Origin of the sequence: Xanthobacter luteus (assembly GCF_040049235.1) — a bacterium.
In the GTDB taxonomy this organism is placed as follows: domain Bacteria; phylum Pseudomonadota; class Alphaproteobacteria; order Rhizobiales; family Xanthobacteraceae; genus Xanthobacter.
The window spans coordinates 1,001,740-1,021,271 of record NZ_JBDZDO010000001.1 but is presented as its reverse complement, the minus strand read 5'-3'; the positions used below and the strand labels follow the sequence as shown (position 1 = coordinate 1,021,271).

The window sequence follows — 19,532 nt, the reverse complement described above, 5'->3', positions numbered from 1 at the left end:
GACGCGGCACAGGTGGAATGGCATTACATCGCGCCGGGCAAGCCCCTGCAGAACGCCTTTTTCGAGAGTTTCAACGACCGGCTGCGCGATGAGCTGCTCAACGAGACGCCGTTCTCGGCGCTGAGCCATGCCAGAACGGCCCAGGGCAGGTGGCGGTCCGACTACATTGCATCCCGGCCGCACTCCGCCCTCGACCGGCAGAGCCCTCCGCATTCGCCGCCGCTTTCCGTCCGCGATGAGATCTGCCGCTGCGCCAAGTCCAAAGCCCCGCGCCAGATCGCCCCGTTCACCCGGCCGACAAGGTCAAATTCAACCGCCAGAACGAACTCGCCGCTGGATAAAACTTGAGGCAACGTCACGGGCGCTGACGCGCGATTGTGTCGTGCCGAGAACATTGGCGGGGTAATGGAAGTTCAACACCTCAGCGACGACAACGACGTGACGCATGGAGGCTAGTGGAATGCCGCGAAGCATGTCTCGATCGGCTTTCGATGGCTCCTTTCCACACTTCCGATCCCACCGCATCTTCGCTTATTCCGACCGTCAGCGTGACCCGATCTTTGTCAATTCCACGGACAGCCTCCACGTACGCTCCGCTTCGGTCGCATCGGTCGCATAGGCTTTGACTCCGACGAAAGGTTCGCCAGCAGCTTCGGCCCGGACGGCAATGTCGCAATCCTCACAATAGAGGCCACCAAGGCTGTCTAGTTGAGGTGATGTCGCGGCCCACACCTGTGTTGCCGCGCCTTGTGCCGGAGTCTTGAAAGTTGGATCGGCGGGATTGCCATTTTCGTCCAGCCAACCTTCCGCGGTCATCTCGGCCTGAGTCAGGTGGCGCTGGAGCGGCGTGAATATCTTGCCGGGGTGGAGCGAGAAAGCGCGGATGGCATGCTTCCGGCCTACTCGGTCGAGGTGGACAGCGAACAGAGCGTTCGCCGTCTTCGACTGACCATAGGCGAGCCATTTATCGTAGCCGTCCGCAAACTGTACATCGTCCCAGCGGATCGGCGAATTGTGATGGCCGGCAGAGGAGACGGAAACCACGCGCGCGCCACCTTCTAGCAACGGCCAGATCAGGTTCGTCAGCGCGAAATGGCCGAGATGGTTGGTGGCAAACTGCGCTTCCCATCCCGGGCCCACACGTGTTTCCGGGCAGGCCATAATGCCGGCATTGTTGATTAGCATGTCGATGTGATGGCCGGACGCTAGAACCTGCTTCGCAAACAAATCGACGCTGGCGAGGTCTCCAAGATCGAGAGCGTCCACTGTCACATTGGGAAGGTCGCGCGTCGCCGACCTCGCTGCTTTGGGATCGCGTACGCCGATGATCACTTCCGCGCCGGCCTCCGTCAGCGCTCTGGTAGTTTCCAGGCCAAGGCCCGAATGGCCGCCCGTGACGATCGCGCGCTTGCCGGTCAAGTCGATGCCAGACAGCACATCCGACGCGGTCGAGTGCGCTCCGAACCCTGACCCCAACGGTTTCTGATGATCTGCCATGATGCTTCTCCGCAGTTCAGGACAGTCCCGTGCAAGGGCGGGGCGGCTGATTTCGCTAAGGCGAAGATGAGCAATGGCAGTCGAACGATCCATGCTGTATAGTCCGACTTTCTTTTGCGATGATACGGATATGCCGCTTTGGACCCCTTGTCCGACGTTCTTTCCCTGTTGAGACCCAAAACCGCGATCAGTGCAGGTCTCGATGCCGGCGGCGAATGGGGGATCCGATTTTCCGCCCATCAAGGGATCAAGTTCAACACCGTGGTGCAGGGAGCCTGCTGGGTGTCTGTAGAAGGTGAAGTCGACGCACCGCTACGGATCGAGGCCGGAGACTGCTTCCTGCTGACCCGCGGCCGGCCGTTCCAGTTCGCTTCTGACGGAGCACCGGCAACCATCGACTCCGCAACGATCTACGACAAGGCAACGGATGGGATCGCAACCTGCAACGGTGGTGGTGATTTCTTTCTGATCGGCGGACGCTTCTCGTTCGAGGGAGATCATGCAGGGCTGCTGTTCAATGCGCTGCCCCCCATCGTCCATGTCCGTGATGCCTCCAATCAGGCAGCGGTGCTACGCTGGTCGCTCGAGCAGTTGGCGATGGAACTTAAACAGGGATCACCCGGCGGCGCACTCATGGCCGACTATCTTGCGCAGATCATGCTGCTTCAGGTGCTGCGGCTCTGGCTCGCTTCCGGCAAGCATTCCGGTTGGCTAGGCGCGCTGGCTGATCACAGGCTAACCCGCGCATTGAGTGCGTTGCACGCTGAACCGGAACGCCGCTGGACGCTTGCCGATCTTGCGGGCCTCGCCGGCATGTCGCGCACGACCTTTGCCGAGCGTTTCCGTAGTGTCGTCGGACAGACGCCACTCGACTACTTGGCGGGTTGGCGGATGCGGCTGGCCGCCGATCGTCTTCACCGCAGCGATGAAAGCGTTGCGACCATCGGCTTTTCCGTCGGCTATGAATCTGAAGCGGCCTTCAGCACGGCATTTCGCCGTGTGATGGGCCGCACGCCGACGCAATATCGACGTGCAGGGTTTTCGTAGATCTCACAGTCTCAATCTCCGCTGCCGCCCCAACTAACACACTGATCCACCCTGCACGATGCTGGACACCTCACGGACAAGCTGGCGGTCGGTGAGCGGCCTCCACGGGGGATCTGGTATCTGATGGAGCGGGCCTACTTCTCGGAAATCTCCGCCGATGCATTGCGGCTCATGCTGACACTTGACGGCGGTGGCGAGGATCTCGTCGTAGGCGGACTTCATGCTATAGGACTTGAGCTCGCTCATGGTCTCGATGACCTGAGAACGCTCCATCATGGTGATCTCCTTAGCAGGTCGTATCGTGAGCAGTCGGCGCTCGGGGCGTGGCGGAGGCGCATGGCATCAGGCGTGATGATGGTGACATGGTCTGCAGGCTCCCGGCGTCGGGCGAGGATGTTAAGGATCACATCCGCCGAGTGGACGCCCTGGTCGAGGTCTCTGCTAGCGAATCGAGACACGCAGCTCAACAGATGATGCGTCGCAGAGTCCTCGCAGAACTCAACCTCAACATTGGGATGCTTGTTGTCGTAGGCGGCGAACAGCCGTGAGACGAAGCCGGACGCGATCGACGAGAAAAGTCCCACGGGCAGATGGCCTGTCTGTGAGCGGCCGATCGCGCCTACCTCCCTCGCGCCTTGGTCCAACTGGCGCAACGCCCACCGCGCTCGGGCCAGAAAGCGCTGGCCGGCCAATGTGAGGGCAACGCCACCCGTGCGCGGAATGAACAAAGATGCGCCGATCTGATCTTCCAAGCCTCGGATGCGCCGGCTGATGGCAGGTTCTCGGATGCCTACGAGACCTGAGGCTTTCCGAAAGCTCCCAATATCTGCTGAGACATAAAAGTATCTCGAATCCGTGAGACTGACCCTATGCTCATGTATTCTCACATATCCGCATTTTTGTTGAGAAATCTGGTGTATAGCTTTCCGAGGCCTTGGATGGCCTCGACGTGACCCGCAAGGAATAGCATGTGCCATGCCAGCGCGTGGTTGCTGGAAGTGACCGGTTTGCCCAACTTGTCTTCAATCCTTGCCACGATGCGTGCGACACGCAGGCTCGTGCAGGAGACGAACACCGCGTCGCATTCATCAGATGCCCCAACTTCTAAGACTGCTCTCTCGATCGCCTCGGGAGCGATCCGGGCTACGCGGTTGTCATCGGGCTCGTTGAACGAACCCATAACCGGGATCTCCACTCCGCGGGCGATGAAGGCTTCACGCAACGCATGATTGACGCTCTCAATGTAGGGGGTGAGGAGGCCAATGCGTGTTACGCCCAATGCCCGGAATGCTGCGATCGCTGCCGTGATAGGGTCCGTGACCGCCGTCTCAGGTTTTACTTCGTTAACCCGCCTAGCCACATTCGCCTCACCGATCACGAGCGCGCCTGAGGTGCAGCCGAACCCGATCACGTCGAAGCGGACGTCGGGCAGCAGGGCGACCGCTGCGGGGATATCAGCTTCCATCCCGCTCAGGTTTTCTGGAGTGATCTCGACCGGCGACGGAAGCCGCACTTCATAGAGCGCCATCCGATCCGGTACGACGAAGCGAAATTCATCCTCGATGGTTTGGTCCGTGCGCAGCACGACGAGACCTAGGTTGGCTGCGGAGCCGACACCGCTATCCATTTCGAAGGGAATGTCTTCAATGTTGGCGATGAGGCCTGCCCGGCCTGCTGCCTGTGTGACGATTGTCATGGCCTGCCCTTAAGGTATCCAGTCTCAAAAGATTATGGTCGCAGCTCATGCGGTGGCGCGCGATCGGTCGTTGCCGGCCACCGTTGTGAGTTCGCCGCCGAGATAGAGATGGCGCATCTCCGGATCTGCGAGGAGGACGCTCGCCCGCCCCTCCAGCGCCACCCTTCCAAGCGAGAGCACATAGGCCCGGTCGGCAACGCCCAGCGCCTCGAACGCGTTCTGCTCGACCATGACGATGCACATGCCAGTGCGATCGCGGATCTCGGCGATCGCACTGAAGACCTCGTGCGTCGTGAGGGGCGACAGGCCCGCCGAAGGTTCATCCAGCAAGAGCACCTTTGGGTGTGAGATCAGGGCCCGCGCAAGGGAGAGGATCTGGCGCTCGCCCCCGGAGAGTGCGGACGCCTTGCGGTCCTGCTTGGAGGCGAGCGACGGGTATTGGGTCATCAACCGTGTGAAACGCACACCTCGCTCGACGGATTGCAGGTGGCGCGCGCCCAGCAGGATGTTTTCCGCAACAGTAAGCGTCGAGAATACGTTATCGGTCTGCGGCACGAAGCCCATGTGGTGATGCCGTATCTTGGCGTGAACGGGTATCGCACCGATGTCGCGGCCCTCAAGCTTCACCGAGCCGTCGCGCGGGCGGACAAAGCCTGCGATGCATTTGAGGAGTGTGGACTTGCCGCACCCATTCGGCCCCAGAATGGTGACGATCTCACCAGCGGCGGCAGCAAGATCGATGCCCCGGAGAATGTCCGGGCCTTCGTCATAGCCAGCCCGGACGGTCTCGACGCGGATCATGCCAGCACCTTTTGTCTTTCTAGGGATTTGCCGAGATATGCCTCGACGACGCGCTCGTTCTGGGCAAGCTCGCAGGGCGCGCAGCCGGCTATGATGCTTCCCCGGTCCAGCACGATGCAGCGTTGGCACAACTCATGGATGAAGTGCATGTCGTGCTCCACGACCAGAAGGGCGACGCCGCGCCTGTTGATGGCCTTCAGCAGGTCAACCATGTGACCACGCAACAGCGGATGGACCCCGGCAGTCGGTTCGTCGAGGCACAGAAGCTTCGGATGCGTGCGCAAGGCGACTGCGATCGACAGGAGCTTCTTCTGTCCGCCCGACAGCGAGCTTGCCGGCTGATGCGCCACGGACTTCAGGGCGAACTGCTCGAGCAATTCCTCGGCGTTATCCTCGCCGGCATCGCGCCTGAAGGCGTCGAGCAGTCCGGCCCGCTCGCGCGAGCCGGCGCGCAGCACCTCGCGGACCGTCATCCTGTGCGGCATCGACGGTAGCTGAAAGGTGCGCACCAAGCCGCGTTGGGCGATCTGATGCGGCGCCAATCCGACAATGCTGCTGCCGAGGAAGGTCACGTCGCCGGCATCCGCCCCGCCGAAGCCGGAGATGAGATTGAGCAGGGTCGACTTGCCGGAGCCATTCGGCCCGAGCAGGCCGATGATTTCGTCGGAGCCGATCTGGAACCCGACGTCGGCGAGCACCTGGTGGGCGCCGAACGCCTTGGCGATGTGCTCCGTCTTGAGGATCGTTTCAGCCACGGCGCGTCTCTCCCAAGCGTTCGGGGATGAGTCCCTGCGTGCGCCACATGAGGAAGGCGAGCAGGCCGCCGCCGATCAGCGTCATGCGCATGATGGCGACATATTCGGAAGGAAGGCCAAGCGCATCCTTCACGAAGGGCACGAAGGCGAGGACGAACTGCAGCAGAAACGCGCCTGCGATGGCGCCGAGATGGGTTCCGGCACCGCCGATGATGACCATCGCCCAGATCAGGAAAGTTTCGGAGCTGACCAACTGGTCGGGGCCGACGAAGGTGGTGTAGTGAGCGAACACGAAACCTGCGGCGGCGGCGATGACGGCGGCAACCATGAGCGTCTGGATCTTGAGCCTCGACAGGTCGTAGCCGAGCGAGGCGGCGAGCAGCGGCTCCTCGCGCATCAGCTTGAGCGAGAGGCCGTAGCGGCTGGCGGTCAGGCGGCTGCACAGCCACCATGCGGCGAGCAGCAGGGCAAGGCAGAGGCCCAGGGTCAACAGCGGGCCCACGGGACGGGATATGCCTGCGAAGACCAGCGGGATGCCACCGACCCCCTGCGCGCCGCCCGTCAGCCACGTCTCGTTGTTGGCGAGGATGCGCAGCACCTCGGCCACGGCGAGGGTGGCGATGCCCCAATAGTCGGCACCAAGGTTGCGGCCAAGCCGGGCGAAGGCTGCGGCGACGCAGAGCGCGAAGACAACGCCAAGCGCGATCCCGGCGAGCGGTCCGAGCTGGTGCGAGAACGCAATCGACGCGGCATAGGTGCCGCAGCCGAACAGGATGATCTGGCCGAAGTTGACCAGGCCGGCGAACCCGACCTGCAGATTGAGGCTGAGCGCGAGCAGCCCGTAAAGACAGGCCATGACCGCGACATGGACGAAAAATTCAAACACGTTTCACCTCGGAGACAAACAGGCCGTGGGGCTTGACCAGCAGCACGAGGACGAGCAGCAGGAAGGACGCGGCGGTTGCGTAGGCGGCTGGAATGAACAGCACCGGCTGCCCGAACAGCGGCCCGAAATTGACGTTGGTCACCAGCGTCTCGGCCAGCGCGATGACGACCGCGCCAGCGCACGCCCCGAGCGGGTTGCCGAGCCCGCCGAGGATGGCAGCGGCGAACACCGGCAGCAGGATGTCCGGACCGAGCTGGGCGCTCATCTCTCCCTTCACCGCGAGACCGATGCCGCCCAGCGCGGCCATGACACCCGACAGGAAGACCACGGTGTTGGTGACCTTGCGGGTGTCGATGCCTGTGGCACGCGCAAGAACCGGGTTGGTGGCGGTAGCGCGCATACAGCGGCCGAGGTCCGTTCGGAACAAGATCAGCGCGAGGACCGCGATGGCGAGAGCGCTGATGCCGATCGAGATCAGCTGGAGCTCCGTCAGCCTCGCGCCGAGAAGCCGTAGCGGGGGGGCGATCTCCACCTCGAACCTTTGCGCGCGCGATCCGGCCACCGCCAGGAGGACCGCCGAGAACACCATGCTCAGCGCCAGAGAGCCGATCATGGCGATGGCCGAGCCGGCGCACAGCAGCCGCTCGAAGATGGCGATGTTGAGGACCACTGCCATCAGACCCACGAGTGCGCAGGCAACGATCCCCGCGGCGATCAGCGGCAGGCCGGCCAGCTGCAGGCCGAGCGCCAGCAGCGCGCCGGTGGTCGCATACTGCACCAGCGCGACATTTGGGAAGCGGATCAGCGAATAGACGCTGCTCAGGCCGACGGCGATCAGCGCCAGGTCGACCGCCCGGATCAAGACATCGACGACAAACTGGATCATGGCTTCTTTCCCAGCAGAGCTTGAGCGTGGCACGCCGTGAAAGACGTGCGATTGCGGGGGGCGGCACACCAGCCGGCCCCGGCCCCGGCCACGTGCTCCTATCGCTGCTGGAGGCCGTTCTTCAGGATCAGCTTGAGGTAGGGCTGGGCGGCGCGCTGTCGGTCGGCGTCAAAGGTGATGTCTCCGGTGGCGCCCTTGTATCCGTGGCCGATCTCCTTCAGGGCCGCTGTGATCGCCTTGGGATCGGCCGAGCCTGCCTTGTTGATGGCCGCCGCCGCCAGCATCACCGCGTCGTAGCCGTAGCCACTGAAGCTGCTCTTGAACGGTTCCTTGTACTGGGTCTTGTAGGCGGCTTCGTAGGCCACCCCATCGGGGCCGATGTAATTGAGGTCGAGGCCATACTGGCCCTGGACGAATTTGGGATCGGCGTCCGCTGTGCACATGGACAGATAGATACCGTACCAGGGCGTCGCATTGAGTCCGAGCTCGAACGCTTCACGGTTGATGGTGGCCGCTTCCTTGCCGTAGGCTGAATAGACGTAGACATCCGGCGCCGCGCGCTCGACCTGCTGCAGTTCGCGGCGGTAGGTCGTCTGCCCCTCGGTGTAGAGGATGGTCGAGACCACCTCACCGCCAACCGTGGAAAATGCCTTTCGGAACTGCTCGGCGACGCTCTGGCCGTAGGCGTTGTTCGGCACGATTACGGCCGCCTTCTTCCAGCCGCTGCCGATCACGTCCCGAGCAGCAAAGGCGGCGGAAACATTGTCGAGGCCGACGACGCTGAAGGCGCCGTCGCCGAGCCCGCGAATCCTGCCGCTTGAGGAGCCGATGTTGACGTGAACGCGACCTTCCTGAACCAGGTACTGGCCGATCGGGATGGTGATGCCGGAGGAATACTCACCGAGGACGATCGGAACCCTGTCGACTGTCACGAGCTTCTTGGCTGCATCGAGCGCAGATGGTGCGCGGCCGCCGGAATCCTCGACGATGACGCGCAACTTCTGACCGCCGAGCACACCGCCATTGCGATTGATCTGATCAACCGCCAGCTCGATGCCGCGGCGCTGGTCATCGCCCAGCGTGGCGTTCGCCCCGGAGAGCGGCAGCACCGCGCCAATGGACACGTCGGCGGCCTCCGCCACGACCGGCATGACGGCGAGCAATGCGGCCGCCAAGAGATGCTTCTTCACCTGATGCATGTAGTTTCCCCCGCTGGTGGTTTTTGGTGGCCGCGCCCTCAAGGGAGAGGCGCGTCTGGCCACGACTGCTGTCGGCGATGCCCGGTGTTCCAAGGGTCATTGAGTTGAACAAGGCGCATCTTATTTCGTACACATAATTGAATACACTTACGGACGTCAAGCTTGATATTGTTCCCTGAATTGGACGATGCATGCCAGATACTTGAGATCTGAGCGGTAAAACCTGAATTTCAATATCCACATACTGCCCGATTGATCAGTTCAACCGTTGACGGGAGCCCGAAAACCAGGATTTCGCGTCTTGTACCATGAGGCCTGAGGGGTCGAACTCCAGCCTCGTCCGCCCGACGATATCGGCCGTGATACGGGCCGATCCCGCCGACATGGTCCAGCCCATGTGGCCATGACCCACATTGAAGGTCATGTTGGAGAAGCGGCCACCGCGGCCGAATATGGGCGTGCCTTCCGGCGTCATGGGCCGCAAGCCTGCCCAATATTGCGGCCGGGCATAGTCGGCACCGCTTGGAAACAGATCCCGGACCGCCGCGAGCATGTGGCGGAAGTCTTCCGGCCTGTGCGATTTATCGAAGCCCGCGAACTCGGCGGTCGCGGTCACGCGCATCCGATCTCCGAAGCGGGCATAGGCGACAAGATTGTCCTCGTCGACGCCGCCGACCGTTGGCGCCACATGGGTTTCATCGAGCGGCAGCGTCACCGAGTAACCCTTGACGGGATAGATCGGCAGCGCCACGCCCAGGTCGCCCGCGAAAGCCGGAGAAACGACCCCGAGGCACAGCACAAATTCCTCGGCCGCGACTGATCCCCTTGTGGTCGCGACACTCAAGATGCGATCGCCGGAAGCCTCGAACCCCTTCACCTCGGTATCGAAAAGGAACCTCACCCCGAGGTGCTCTGTGCAATGTCGAGCAAGATTTTGCGTGAAGACGCGGGCGTCGCCGCTGCCGTCGGAGGGGCAATAGACCGCCCCGGCGAGTCTGTTCCTGGCGTTTGCGAGCGCCGGGTCGATGCGGACGGCTTCCTCGGGCGAGACCGCCCGTAGATCCAGGCCCTCCTCGGCGAGAATGCGCGTGTTGGCGGACCCGCGAGCGAACGAGCCCGGGTCGCGATAGAGATAGAGAAGCCCGCCATCGAGGCCGTGGTAGCTGATGCCGGTATCGGCGACAATGCCTGCGAGGCGCTCCTGCGAATAGCGGCAGAGCCGCACCTTCCGCTTGGTGTTGATGCGCGCCTTCTCGGCCGTGCAATTCTTCAGGAACTGCCATGACCACGACCACAGCCGGGGATCGAGACTGGGCTTGAAACGCAGCGCCTGGCCGTCGTCGACGAGCGAACGGAGCAGGATGCCCGGCGCTCGTGGCGACGACCAGGTATAAGCATGGCCGGGCGCAATGAGCCCGGCATTGGCGAAGCTGGTTTCGGCCGCCGGCTCGGTCAGCCGATCGATTACGGTGACATCGTGCCCATCCCGGGCAAGCTCATAGGCGGTCGTGACGCCGACGACCCCGGCACCGAGCACGGCAACGCGCATCTTCTCGCTCCCCGCGAATATCCAGCGATCAACGGGCTGCGATCGCGGCGATCTCCACCGCGAACTGGGGGGCGGCAAGCTTCGATTCCACGGTCGCCCTAGCCGGGGCACTGTCCTTGGCGACCCATTGGTCCCAGACCGAATTCATCTCGGCAAAATCCGCGATGTCGGCCAGCCAGATGGACGCCGAGAGCAGCTTCGCCTTGTCGGTTCCCGCTTTGTGCAGCAAGGCATCGATCCGGGCGAGAATGTTCTCGGTCTGCGCCGCGACGCTTTCGCCGCCGGCATCAAGGGCGACCTGTCCCGAAACATAGACCGTGTCCCCGTGAACCACGGCCTGGCTCATGCGCGGGCCTGCGTCGATACGCGTAATGCTGCTCATTCACCCCTCCAGCGCTTAATTGAATCACCATATCAAAGCATAAGTGAATACACAATGAAATTTTCATTTGCTTCGACCACTCCGCGCAGCTAGCGTCCCGCGGTATCGTCGGCGCCTTGTCCGCCGCCGTAAGTGTTTGAAAATGTAGGATCGGCAGGATGACCACCACCGAGAAGAGCACCGCACCGAAGACCAAACGGGCGGCCGATGTCGTCGAGAAGGTTTATCGGCAGGTCAGGGACATGGCGATCGACTACCGGTTCAGGCCGGGCGAGCGGATTAACGAGGTCGAGTTGGCACAACGTTTCGACGTCTCGCGCACGCCGGTCCGTCAGGCGTTGAACCGATTGGAGCAGGAAGAATTCGTCACCTTCGTGCCCAATCGCGGTTTCTTCGCGCGCGAGATAACGCCTCAGGATATCCGGCAGATCTACGAGTTCCGGGCGTTGGTCGAATGCGGTGCGTTTCGCCTTGCCTGCGAGCGGGCGACGGACGACGCGATCCGACGCATTCAGCGCGCCTGGAAGGAGCAGACGACACGCTGCCACGACTGGAAGATGATCAGCGAAGCCGACGAGAATTTCCATGTCGCGATCGCCGATCTCGCGGGGAACCCTCACATCGTCAAATCGTTGAAGGATCTCAATGCCAAGATTCGCTTCTTTCGCAGGATCGACCTTGAAGATGCCAAGCGCCGGGAAAATACCTATCTCGAGCATGCCACCATCCTCGATCGTCTGCGCAAGCGCGCAGTGGATGGCGAAGAAACCCTTCGGAAGCACATCGTCATGAGTTCCGCCCATGCCGTTGAGGTCACCAAAGAGGGGTTGGCTCGCATCTTCTTCGACACCGCGGCATAGCTGTTTATCGGGTTGCAGGGCACAGGGCTCGGCGGGCGAGGTCGTTCGGCCGCCCCCCGGCCTACCGGCGCATGTTCTCGACGACGAGCGCGATACCCTGACCGCCGCCAATGCACATGGTGGCGAGGCCGTACCGGCCGCCGGTCCGTTGCAGCTCGAAGACGAGCTTTACCAAGATGATCGCTCCAGAAGCCCCGATCGGATGGCCGAGGGCGATCGCGCCGCCGTTGGGATTGACCTTCCCGGCGTCGAACCCGAGTGATCTGGAGACTGCGCAGGCTTGGGCAGCGAAGGCCTCGTTGCTTTCGATCACGTCGAGATCGGAGATGCTCAGCCGCGCGCGCTCCAGGGCCTGGCGGGTGGCGGGTATCGGTCCAAGGCCCATCAGCTCGGGGGCGACGCCGCCAAGCCCAGAGGCGACGATCCGCGCGAGCGGTATCAGCCCGCGCTCGCGAACCAGTTCGCTTGATGCCAGCACCAGCGCAGCAGCACCGTCATTGATGCCGCTGGAATTGCCGGCCGTCACCGACCCCTCGGCCTTGAAGGCCGGCCGAAGTTTGGCGAGGTCTTCGCTGCTGACGCTCGCGCGCACCATCTCGTCGGCGCGGAAGCTTGTGGTTTCGCGTCCGCGGCGCACGTCAATCGGAAGGATCTGACTGTCAAAGCGGCCCTCCGCCTGGGCTCGCGCTGCCCGGTGGTGCGACTCGAGCGCAAGGGCGTCCTGCGCCGCGCGGTCCACACCTTCGCGGACCGATACATTCTCGGCAGTGATCCCCATGTGCCCGTTGCCGAAGGGGTCGGTCAGCGCGCCAACCATCATGTCGGCGGCCGTCACGTCCCCCGCCTTCATGCCGAACCGCGCCGCGGAGAGAAGGTGGCCGGCGCGGCTCATGCTTTCGGCTCCGCCCGCCAGCGCCGCCGCGCAGTGGCCGAGCTGGATCGCCTCGCTGGCGGAGGCAACAGCCTGCAGGCCGCTGCCGCACAGTCGATTGAGCGTCAGCGCGGGGCTCTCCGGGGGAACGCCGGCGTCGATCGCCGCGACCCGCGACAAATACATGTCCTTCGGCTCGGTATGGATCACGTTGCCCATCACCGTCTGGCCAATATCCGCCGCATCGAGCCCGGACCGGGCGATGGCCTCCTTCGCGACGCGCGCCGCAAGGTCCGCCGGCGCAAAGGAGGCGAGCGCGCCTCCGAAGGTGCCGATTGCGGTGCGAACCCCGCTGAGGATCAAGACATCCTGGCCCATTCTTCCTCCTGAGATGTCACCCGGCCCTGGCGAGCTCGATTTCCGGTGTGGCGAGGCGCCGAAGGAGGTCCGCGCGTGCCTCTGCCGCGGCGGCCGCACTGGCCTCCTTCACATGGCCGAAGCCACGAATTCGTTCCGGCAGCGAAGCCAACGCCACCACGGTCGAATAATCGGCCCGTGGCAACATTCCCAGGATGAGGTCGACGTCGCGGAAATAGTCTTCAACAAGCGATCGTTCCAACCTGCGCTCTTCGGTCCGGCCGAAAATATCGAAGGCCGTCCCGCGCAGGACTTTCAGGCGCGCGAGGATCTTCATCGCATGCAGAATCCAAGGCCCGAACGTGCGTTTTTCGAGCCGGCCGCTCTCCGGGTCGCGTCGCGAGAAGATCGGCGGCGCCAAGTGCAGGCGCAAAGTGAAGTCGCCGTCGAACTGGCGCGCGAGGAGATCGCGGAAGCGCCCATCGGTGTAGAGCCGGGCAACTTCATACTCGTCTTTGTACGCCATCAGCTTGTAGGCGTTCCTTGCGACCGCCATGGTCAGCGCCTTTCCCCCGTCCCGGTCGGCGGCCGCAACGCGATCCACCAGGGCTTTGTAGCGCGCGGCATAGGCTGCATCCTGATAGGCCGTCAGCTCCGACACCCGGTGGGCAATCAGCTCATGCAGAGCCATCGGGGCTTCGACCTTCGGCTCCGACCCCTGCGTCGCGCGGGTTTTGATCAGCGCGGGCTCCTGAACCCACAGGCGGCCCCAGGCGAAGGACTGCGTGTTGAAGGGCACGGCGACCCCGTTGAGCTCGATGGCGCGCAGGATCGCCTCGCTGGACAAGGGGATAAGGCCCTTCTGATACGCGACGCCGAGCAGGAAGAGATTGGCCGCGATGCTGTCACCCATCAGGGCGCGCGCAATGCGCGTGGCATCGACGAAGGTTGCTGCTCCGCCAGCCACAGCCGCCTCCAGGCGCGCTTGCATGAGGGGGAGCGGCAGGCGGAAGTCAGCGTCGCGCGCGAAGTCGCCGGTCATGATCTCGGCCGTGTTGACCACCAGGCGGCTGGCGGGATTGACCAATCGCATCAGCCCGTCAGAGGCGCTGACGACCAGATCGCAACCCAGCACCAGATCGACCTTGCCCGGCGGAATGCGGATCGCCTTGATGTCGCCGGGCCGGGCGGCAAGCATGATGTGGGAGATCACAGCGCCGCCCTTCTGCGCCATGCCGGTCATGTCGATGATGCCGCATCCCTTGCCTTCCAGGTGAGCCGCCATGCCGAGGAGGCTCCCGATGGTCACGACACCGGTGCCGCCGACGCCCGCCAGCGCGATGGCAAAGGGCCGGTCGAGCGTCGCCGCGCGCACGGGTTCGCCTGGCTCGGGCACCGTTGTCCCCTGCGTCCGCGAGGTCCTCAGGCGAGCGCCGACCACGGACACGAAGGATGGGCAGAACCCCTTGAGACAGCTGAAATCTTTGTTGCACGCAGACTGGTCGATCTCGCGCTTGCGGCCGAACTCGGTCGGGAGAGGCAGTACTGCGACGCAGTTCGAAGCCTTCCCGCAATCGCCGCAGCCTTCGCAGACGGTGGGATTGATGACGACGCGGCGCTCGGGCTCGCCCATCTTACCGCGCTTGCGACGCCGACGCTTCTCGGCGGCACAGGTCTGCTCATAGAGCAAGACGCTCACGCCTTCGACGACGGCCAGTTCCTTCTGCACCCGCAGGATATTGTCACGATGATCGATGCTGGTGCCCGGCGGGAAGTCCTCGCTCGAATAGAGCTCCGGCCGATCCGACATGAAGGCCAGCCTTGCCACGCCGGCGGCATGGACCTCGGCGGCGATCTTCTGCGGGCTCAGAGCACCCTCGTGATCCTGCCCCCCGGTCATGGCGACGGTGTCGTTGAAGAGGACTTTGTAGGTGATGTTGGTCCGGGAGGCCACGGCCGCACGTATCGCCAGAAGGCCCGAGTGGTTGTAGGTGCCGTCGCCGAGGTTCTGAAACATGTGCTTGCGGGTGGAGAACCTGCTTTCGCCGATCCAATTGGCACCTTCGCCGCCCATGTGAGTGTAGCCCTCGACGTTCCGCTCCATCATCTGGCTCATCCAGTGACAGCCGATGCCCGCATAGCCGCGCGCGCCCTCGGGCAGGCGGGTGGAGGTGTTATGGGGGCAGCCTGCGCAGAAATAAGGCTTGCGCTGAACGGTCAATGTCTCGCGCTCGGCTGCCAGCCGCGTGCGGACCGACGCGGCACGCGCCGCAAGATCGGCGTCGCCGGCGGCGGCGGCGAGGCGCTGGCCGATGGCCTCGGCGATCTGCATGGGGTTGAGCGCCAGCTCGGCTTGGAACAGCGTCGCGCCCTGCTCGTCCGCCTTGCCGACGATCGAGCGTGGCGCGTTTGCCACTGCGTAGAGTTGCGAGCGGATCTGATCTTCGATGAGCCCGCGCTTTTCTTCGACCACGACGAGCTGATCGAGCCCGCAGGCAAATTCAGCGATTCCCTCAGGTTCCAGCGGCCAAGGCATGGCGACCTTGTAGAGCGCGAGCCCCAGGGCATCGGCGCGCGCCGCGTCGATGCCCAGCTCGTCGAGCGCGGAGAGCACGTCGTTATAGGACTTCCCGGTCGAGACAATGCCAATGCGGCGCCGCGGACCGCCGGATAGCACGACCCGGTCGAGCCCGTTGGCCCGCACATAAGCTCGTACGGCATCGAGCTTGTGCCGATGCAGGCGCACCTCCTGCTCCTGCGGAGCGTCGCTCGGACGAATGTTCAGCCCGCCATCAGGCAGCGCGTGGTCGGCCGGCAGGACGAAGCGGAAAGCGGCCGGATCCGCATCGATCGAGGCGGTGGATTCGACATTGTCCTTGACGCATTTGAGGCCCACCCAAGTGCCCGCGAAACGCGACAGCGCCCAGCCGTGCAGGCCGAGATCGATGATTTCCTCGACGCCGGCCGGGTTCAGCACCGGGATCATGGCATCTACCAAGGCATACTCGCTCTGGTGGCAGGTTGTTGAGCTCTCGCATGTGTGGTCGTCGCCCATCAGGACCAGGACCCCGCCCCTTGCCGAGGTGCCTGCCAAATTGGCATGGCGGAAGACATCCCCCGTGCGGTCGACGCCGGGTCCCTTGCCGTACCAAAGGCCGAAGACGCCATCATACCGGCCTTCGCCGCGCATCTCTGCCTGTTGCGAACCCCAGAGCGCGGTCGCTGCCAAGTCCTCGTTCAGGGCCGGCTCATAGACGATGTTCGCGGCGTCGAGCCGCTCCTTGGCCCGGGGGAACTCATGATCGAGCCCGCCGAGTGGCGAGCCGCGATAGCCGGTCACGTATCCGGCGGTATTCAGTCCGGCCCCGCGGTCTCTCCAGCTTTGGGTGAGGCAGAGGCGGACAAGCGCCTGCGTTCCACTGATGAAGATCCGTGATTTATCAAGCTTATATTTGTCGTTTAAGTCAACCGGCATCAGAGTCATCTGTTACGTCTCTTCGCAGCGATGCATGCGCGGGCAGGATAGCGGGCAGGCCGAGCGTCCCCGACGGCTCGAGATCGGGGTCAGAGGCTGGCAAGGAGATGCCCTCCGTCCACGGGGATCACCGCGCCGGTCCTGACGTTGGCGAGGTCAGAGGCCAGCAATAGGAGGAGCCCGTCGAGCCCCTGAAGCCGTCCGACACGCCGCGTCGGAATGCGCCGGCGCGGTTTCTCGCCAGCATCGCTGGCGAGAAACTGTCGTGTGAGCTCGGTTTCGAAATAACCGGGGGCAATGGCGTTGAAATGGTACCAAGGTCGCCGACGTCCATCGGGACCGTAATTGCCTCGCCGCCATCCCCTGAAACTCGCTCGCCTGGCGCCGGCAGATGATCTATGCGACGGGCCGCCAGGGCGACGGCGCAACCGTTGCGCGCCGGCGTTGCGGCGAAATGCGCACCAAGCCCGGAGGAAGCCCCCGTCACCAGGGCGATACGCCCGGTCAAGTCAAAATGCGACACCCGATCTTCCCTTCAATCATTAGTGAATACACTAGTGGATTTTATTGCGAGCGCAATAGGCGCGATTGAGAGTCCATCGACCTGGGACCGGAACGGTCTGCGGTCATCGCGAGGCGCGGTGGCGCGACGGCGCCGCGTTCGTTTCCTTTCTGATAAGCAGAGGGGCTGTGCCGTCTAAGGCGGACTGAAGGACGCGACTTCAGCGAAGTTTGTCCGATCCCGCTCCGCGCGCCCGATCGCCATGGCGCGTTCCACCGCCGGCCGCGCCATGACGGTTTCGAACCAGGTCTTCAGACGGGGAAAGTTCCCAAGGTCCTGCCCCTGTTTCTCGTAGGGCACGATCCAGCCAACACAGGCGATATCGGCGATCGAGTACTCGCCGGCGAGAAAGTTCCTGTCGGCGAGCCGTCGCTCCATGACGCCATAGAGGCGCTCGACTTCCTTCGTGTATCTGTCGACTGCGTAAGGAATGGAGACCGGCGCATACTCCCGGAAGTGGTGCGCCTGTCCGGCCATGGGGCCGAGCCCGCCGACCTGCCAGAACAGCCACTGCTCGACTTCCACCCGGCGCCTCTCGTCGTCAGCGTAGAAGCGCCCGAACTTGCGGCCGAGATATTGAAGGATGGCGCCGGATTCGAAGACGGAGAGGCAGGTACCGTTCGGCCCACCGGTATCGACCAGCGCCGGGATGCGGTTGTTGGGTGAGATCTTGAGGAACTCGGGCGCGAATTGCTCCCCCTTGACGATATTGACGAAGTTCAACTGATAGGGGACGCCCAGTTCCTCAAGCATGATGGCCGCCTTGCGGCCATTGGCTGTTGGCCAGAAATAAAGTTGAAGCGCGGTCATGGGCAGCTTCGCATCCTTGCTCTGCGGGTCAAACGAAGGGGAAGGCACAAAACGGCTCTGTGGCCTCCGCCCGCGCCGAAAGGGCTGCAAGGGCCGCATGGTCCTCGGCGCTAATGGCTTGCGGTAGTTTCTCGCGCGTGAAGCGGAACGCGACGGCGCTGGTGATGTCGGCCTGAAGAGGCCGCTCTCCGAAGAGCCACGGGTCGGCCCGCCGGACCTCCTGCTCAAGCAAGCCGTAGGCCGCCACGAGTTGACTGCGCACGCGATCGAGCCAGGGCTGATGCCATTTTTCTGGCGGACGCAGGTTGTGCTCATAGACGATCTGAACCGTCTTCTCGCAGGCGGCCAGGGCAAGGCCGATGATCCGCTGCGCCCGGGCGTGGGTTTCCATGTCCTGCGGCGCGAGCTTGAGGCTAGGCGCAGCTAGCCGTTCCCCGTATTCGAGGATCAGGCTGGAATCCATCAGCACAATCCCCTCGTCCGTGACGAAGGAGGGCGCCTTGACGACCGGATTGATGGCGGCGAAGGCGTCGAAGCTCGCAAAAGTCGATAGGGGCAGATGCTCGAAGGGGATGTTCTGCGCGCGCAGGGAGACGGCCGTTCGCCGCACATAGGGCGAATCCAGCATTCCGACCAGTTTCATGGGACTAGCTCTTGCCTTGTCTTGGCTACCTTCGGTGGATCGCAAGTCCACCTTCACGAGCGACGCTAAAGGCCCGGAGCTGCGGTTGCGAGTGGCTGGAATTGCCATTAGCGTAAGGATCATGCCAAAAGGCCGCGCCCCCCTCGTCGTCATCCTCGCCTACGATCGGCTCTGCACCTTCGAGTTTGGGTGCGCCTTCGAGGTGTTCGGCCTGTCCCGGCCGGAGATGGGACCGGACTGGTATCGCTGCTTGACCGCCGCGGCGGAGCCAGGACCCATCCGCGGCGCCGGCGGCCTACGGATTGAGGCCGATGGCGGACTGGAGCTCTTGGAGCAAGCGGACACGATCGTCCTCCCCGGCTGGCGCGGTCCCACGGCCGCGGCTTCCGAACCCATGCTGGACGCCCTGCGCCGGGCGAACGCCAACGGCACACGCATCGTCTCCATATGCGGCGGCGCGTTCGTGCTGGCGCAGGCCGGCCTGCTCACGGGCCGGCGCGCGACCACCCACTGGCACCACCTCGCAACGCTCGCTGCCCGCTATCCGGACATCTCAATCGAGCGGCGGGCGCTCTATGTGGACGAGGGTGATATCCTCACCTCGGCCGGCAGTGCGTCCGGCCTAGACCTATGCATCCATATCGTCCGGAAGGATTTCGGCGCGAAGGCCGCAAACAGCGTGGCACGGCGCCTTGTCGTTGCCGCGCACCGGGACGGCGGCCAATCCCAATTCATCGAGCGCTCACTGCCACCGCCCTCGGGCGCCCGCCTATCGGCCTTGTTGGAATCGGTCGAGCAGCACCTAGACAAGCGATGGAGCGTGAAGCGCATGGCATCCGAGGCCCGTGTCAGCGTGCGCAGCCTTCACCGGCAGGTCCGCGAGGCGACCGGAATGCCGCCTGGGGAATGGCTGCAGCGGCGGCGTCTCGCCTATGCCCGTGACATGTTGGAAGAGACGAACCTGTCCATAGAGGACATCGCGACCCGCTCAGGCTTCGGTACGGCCACAAATTTCCGTCAGCATTTCCGTGCGTCGGTCGGCCTGTCCCCCGGCACTTACCGAGTTCGATTTCGATGTGTCGGACCGGATGCCTTGGCGAAATGATCGGGACGCCGAGTACAGACGGTTGTTCATCCTTATTGTTCGCATGCAAAGTCTTCTCTCTTCGAGGAGCGAGAGGCTTGAACAGCGCCACCCGGAGGATTAACAATGGCCTTTGATGTGTTTCGGCATGGAAAATTGGGCCTGACTCGCG

The 19,532-nt window shown here is 63.6% G+C and carries 17 protein-coding genes and 5 pseudogenes; 4 read left to right on the top strand and 18 right to left on the bottom strand.

What is annotated here, in order from left to right; all coding sequences use genetic code 11:
* Nucleotides 1-9 precede the first annotated feature (9 nt).
* Nucleotides 10-207: pseudogene (locus tag ABLE88_RS23785) on the top strand (integrase core domain-containing protein); the annotation flags it as partial.
* 336 nt (nucleotides 208-543) lie between these two features.
* Here ABLE88_RS23785 and ABLE88_RS04940 read toward each other — a convergent pair.
* Nucleotides 544-1,497, bottom strand: a complete 954-nt coding sequence (locus tag ABLE88_RS04940) for an SDR family NAD(P)-dependent oxidoreductase (protein WP_348830334.1) — start codon at nucleotides 1,495-1,497, stop codon at nucleotides 544-546.
* A gap of 138 nt (nucleotides 1,498-1,635) precedes the next feature.
* Here ABLE88_RS04940 and ABLE88_RS04935 point away from each other — a divergent pair, with 138 nt between their 5' ends.
* Nucleotides 1,636-2,544: an AraC family transcriptional regulator gene (locus ABLE88_RS04935; RefSeq protein ID WP_348830333.1), complete on the top strand. Its 909-nt coding sequence runs from the start codon at nucleotides 1,636-1,638 to the stop codon at nucleotides 2,542-2,544.
* A 147-nt stretch (nucleotides 2,545-2,691) separates the two neighbouring features.
* On the opposite strand, the pseudogene ABLE88_RS04930 reads toward ABLE88_RS04935, so the two are convergent.
* The 11 genes and pseudogenes from ABLE88_RS04930 to ABLE88_RS04880 all read right to left on the bottom strand — a co-directional run.
* Nucleotides 2,692-2,817: pseudogene (locus ABLE88_RS04930) on the bottom strand (IS21-like element helper ATPase IstB); the annotation flags it as partial.
* Nucleotides 2,817-2,978, bottom strand: a pseudogene (locus ABLE88_RS04925) (IS21 family transposase); the annotation flags it as partial. The pseudogenes ABLE88_RS04925 and ABLE88_RS04930, both read right to left, overlap by 1 nt.
* Before the next feature lie 258 nt (nucleotides 2,979-3,236).
* Nucleotides 3,237-3,521 (bottom strand): annotated as a pseudogene (locus ABLE88_RS04920) (helix-turn-helix domain-containing protein); the annotation flags it as partial.
* Nucleotides 3,428-4,240, bottom strand: coding sequence for a maleate cis-trans isomerase family protein (locus ABLE88_RS04915; protein WP_348830332.1), 813 nt, complete (start codon nucleotides 4,238-4,240; stop codon nucleotides 3,428-3,430). The pseudogene ABLE88_RS04920 and the gene ABLE88_RS04915, both read right to left, overlap by 94 nt.
* A 45-nt stretch (nucleotides 4,241-4,285) precedes the next feature.
* Complete coding sequence (locus tag ABLE88_RS04910; RefSeq protein ID WP_348830331.1) at nucleotides 4,286-5,041, bottom strand: ABC transporter ATP-binding protein; 756 nt, start codon at nucleotides 5,039-5,041, stop codon at nucleotides 4,286-4,288.
* Nucleotides 5,038-5,796, bottom strand: coding sequence for an ABC transporter ATP-binding protein (locus ABLE88_RS04905; RefSeq protein WP_348830330.1), 759 nt, complete (start codon nucleotides 5,794-5,796; stop codon nucleotides 5,038-5,040). Before ABLE88_RS04905 ends, ABLE88_RS04910 begins: the two co-directional genes overlap by 4 nt.
* On the bottom strand, nucleotides 5,789-6,682 hold the full coding sequence (locus ABLE88_RS04900) for a branched-chain amino acid ABC transporter permease (protein ID WP_348830329.1): 894 nt from the start codon (nucleotides 6,680-6,682) through the stop codon (nucleotides 5,789-5,791). The genes ABLE88_RS04905 and ABLE88_RS04900 overlap by 8 nt, the downstream gene beginning before the upstream one ends.
* Nucleotides 6,675-7,568, bottom strand: a complete 894-nt coding sequence (locus ABLE88_RS04895) for a branched-chain amino acid ABC transporter permease (RefSeq protein ID WP_348830328.1) — start codon at nucleotides 7,566-7,568, stop codon at nucleotides 6,675-6,677. The genes ABLE88_RS04900 and ABLE88_RS04895 overlap by 8 nt, the downstream gene beginning before the upstream one ends.
* A 98-nt stretch (nucleotides 7,569-7,666) precedes the next feature.
* Nucleotides 7,667-8,767 (bottom strand): ABC transporter substrate-binding protein, encoded by a 1,101-nt coding sequence (locus ABLE88_RS04890; protein ID WP_348830327.1) that lies wholly within the window; start codon nucleotides 8,765-8,767, stop codon nucleotides 7,667-7,669.
* 256 nt (nucleotides 8,768-9,023) lie between these two features.
* Nucleotides 9,024-10,316, bottom strand: coding sequence for a D-amino acid dehydrogenase (locus ABLE88_RS04885; RefSeq protein WP_348830326.1), 1,293 nt, complete (start codon nucleotides 10,314-10,316; stop codon nucleotides 9,024-9,026).
* Nucleotides 10,317-10,344: 28 nt separating this feature from the next.
* Entirely contained in the window at nucleotides 10,345-10,698 is a 354-nt protein-coding gene (locus ABLE88_RS04880) for a RidA family protein (RefSeq protein ID WP_348830325.1), read from the bottom strand.
* Nucleotides 10,699-10,856: 158 nt separating this feature from the next.
* On the opposite strand from ABLE88_RS04880, the gene ABLE88_RS04875 reads away from it, so the two are divergent.
* Complete coding sequence (locus ABLE88_RS04875; RefSeq protein ID WP_348830324.1) at nucleotides 10,857-11,558, top strand: GntR family transcriptional regulator; 702 nt, start codon at nucleotides 10,857-10,859, stop codon at nucleotides 11,556-11,558.
* 61 nt (nucleotides 11,559-11,619) lie between these two features.
* On the opposite strand, the gene bktB is transcribed toward ABLE88_RS04875, so the two are convergent.
* The 6 genes and pseudogenes from bktB to ABLE88_RS04845 form a co-directional block, all read right to left on the bottom strand.
* On the bottom strand, nucleotides 11,620-12,807 hold the full coding sequence (bktB, locus tag ABLE88_RS04870; protein ID WP_348830323.1) for a beta-ketothiolase BktB: 1,188 nt from the start codon (nucleotides 12,805-12,807) through the stop codon (nucleotides 11,620-11,622).
* Between the two features lie 16 nt (nucleotides 12,808-12,823).
* Nucleotides 12,824-16,270 carry an indolepyruvate ferredoxin oxidoreductase family protein gene (locus tag ABLE88_RS04865; RefSeq protein ID WP_348830322.1) on the bottom strand — a complete coding sequence of 1,149 codons (3,447 nt, stop codon included), beginning with the start codon at nucleotides 16,268-16,270 and terminating at the stop codon, nucleotides 12,824-12,826.
* An 80-nt stretch (nucleotides 16,271-16,350) separates the two neighbouring features.
* Nucleotides 16,351-16,689, bottom strand: coding sequence for an SDR family oxidoreductase (locus ABLE88_RS04860; protein ID WP_348831086.1), 339 nt, complete (start codon nucleotides 16,687-16,689; stop codon nucleotides 16,351-16,353).
* Nucleotides 16,629-16,784 (bottom strand): annotated as a pseudogene (locus ABLE88_RS04855) (2-deoxy-D-gluconate 3-dehydrogenase); the annotation flags it as partial. The pseudogene ABLE88_RS04855 and the gene ABLE88_RS04860, both read right to left, overlap by 61 nt.
* Nucleotides 16,785-16,958: 174 nt before the next feature.
* The gene (locus tag ABLE88_RS04850; RefSeq protein ID WP_348830321.1) at nucleotides 16,959-17,633 is read right to left on the bottom strand and encodes a glutathione S-transferase N-terminal domain-containing protein; all 675 of its coding nucleotides are present in this window, start codon (nucleotides 17,631-17,633) and stop codon (nucleotides 16,959-16,961) included.
* 28 nt (nucleotides 17,634-17,661) lie between these two features.
* Nucleotides 17,662-18,276, bottom strand: a complete 615-nt coding sequence (locus tag ABLE88_RS04845; protein ID WP_348830320.1) for a glutathione S-transferase family protein — start codon at nucleotides 18,274-18,276, stop codon at nucleotides 17,662-17,664.
* 100 nt (nucleotides 18,277-18,376) lie between these two features.
* On the opposite strand from ABLE88_RS04845, the gene ftrA reads away from it, so the two are divergent.
* Nucleotides 18,377-19,381, top strand: a complete 1,005-nt coding sequence (gene ftrA / locus ABLE88_RS04840) for a transcriptional regulator FtrA (RefSeq protein WP_348831085.1) — start codon at nucleotides 18,377-18,379, stop codon at nucleotides 19,379-19,381.
* The last annotated feature ends 151 nt before the right edge of the window (nucleotides 19,382-19,532 follow it).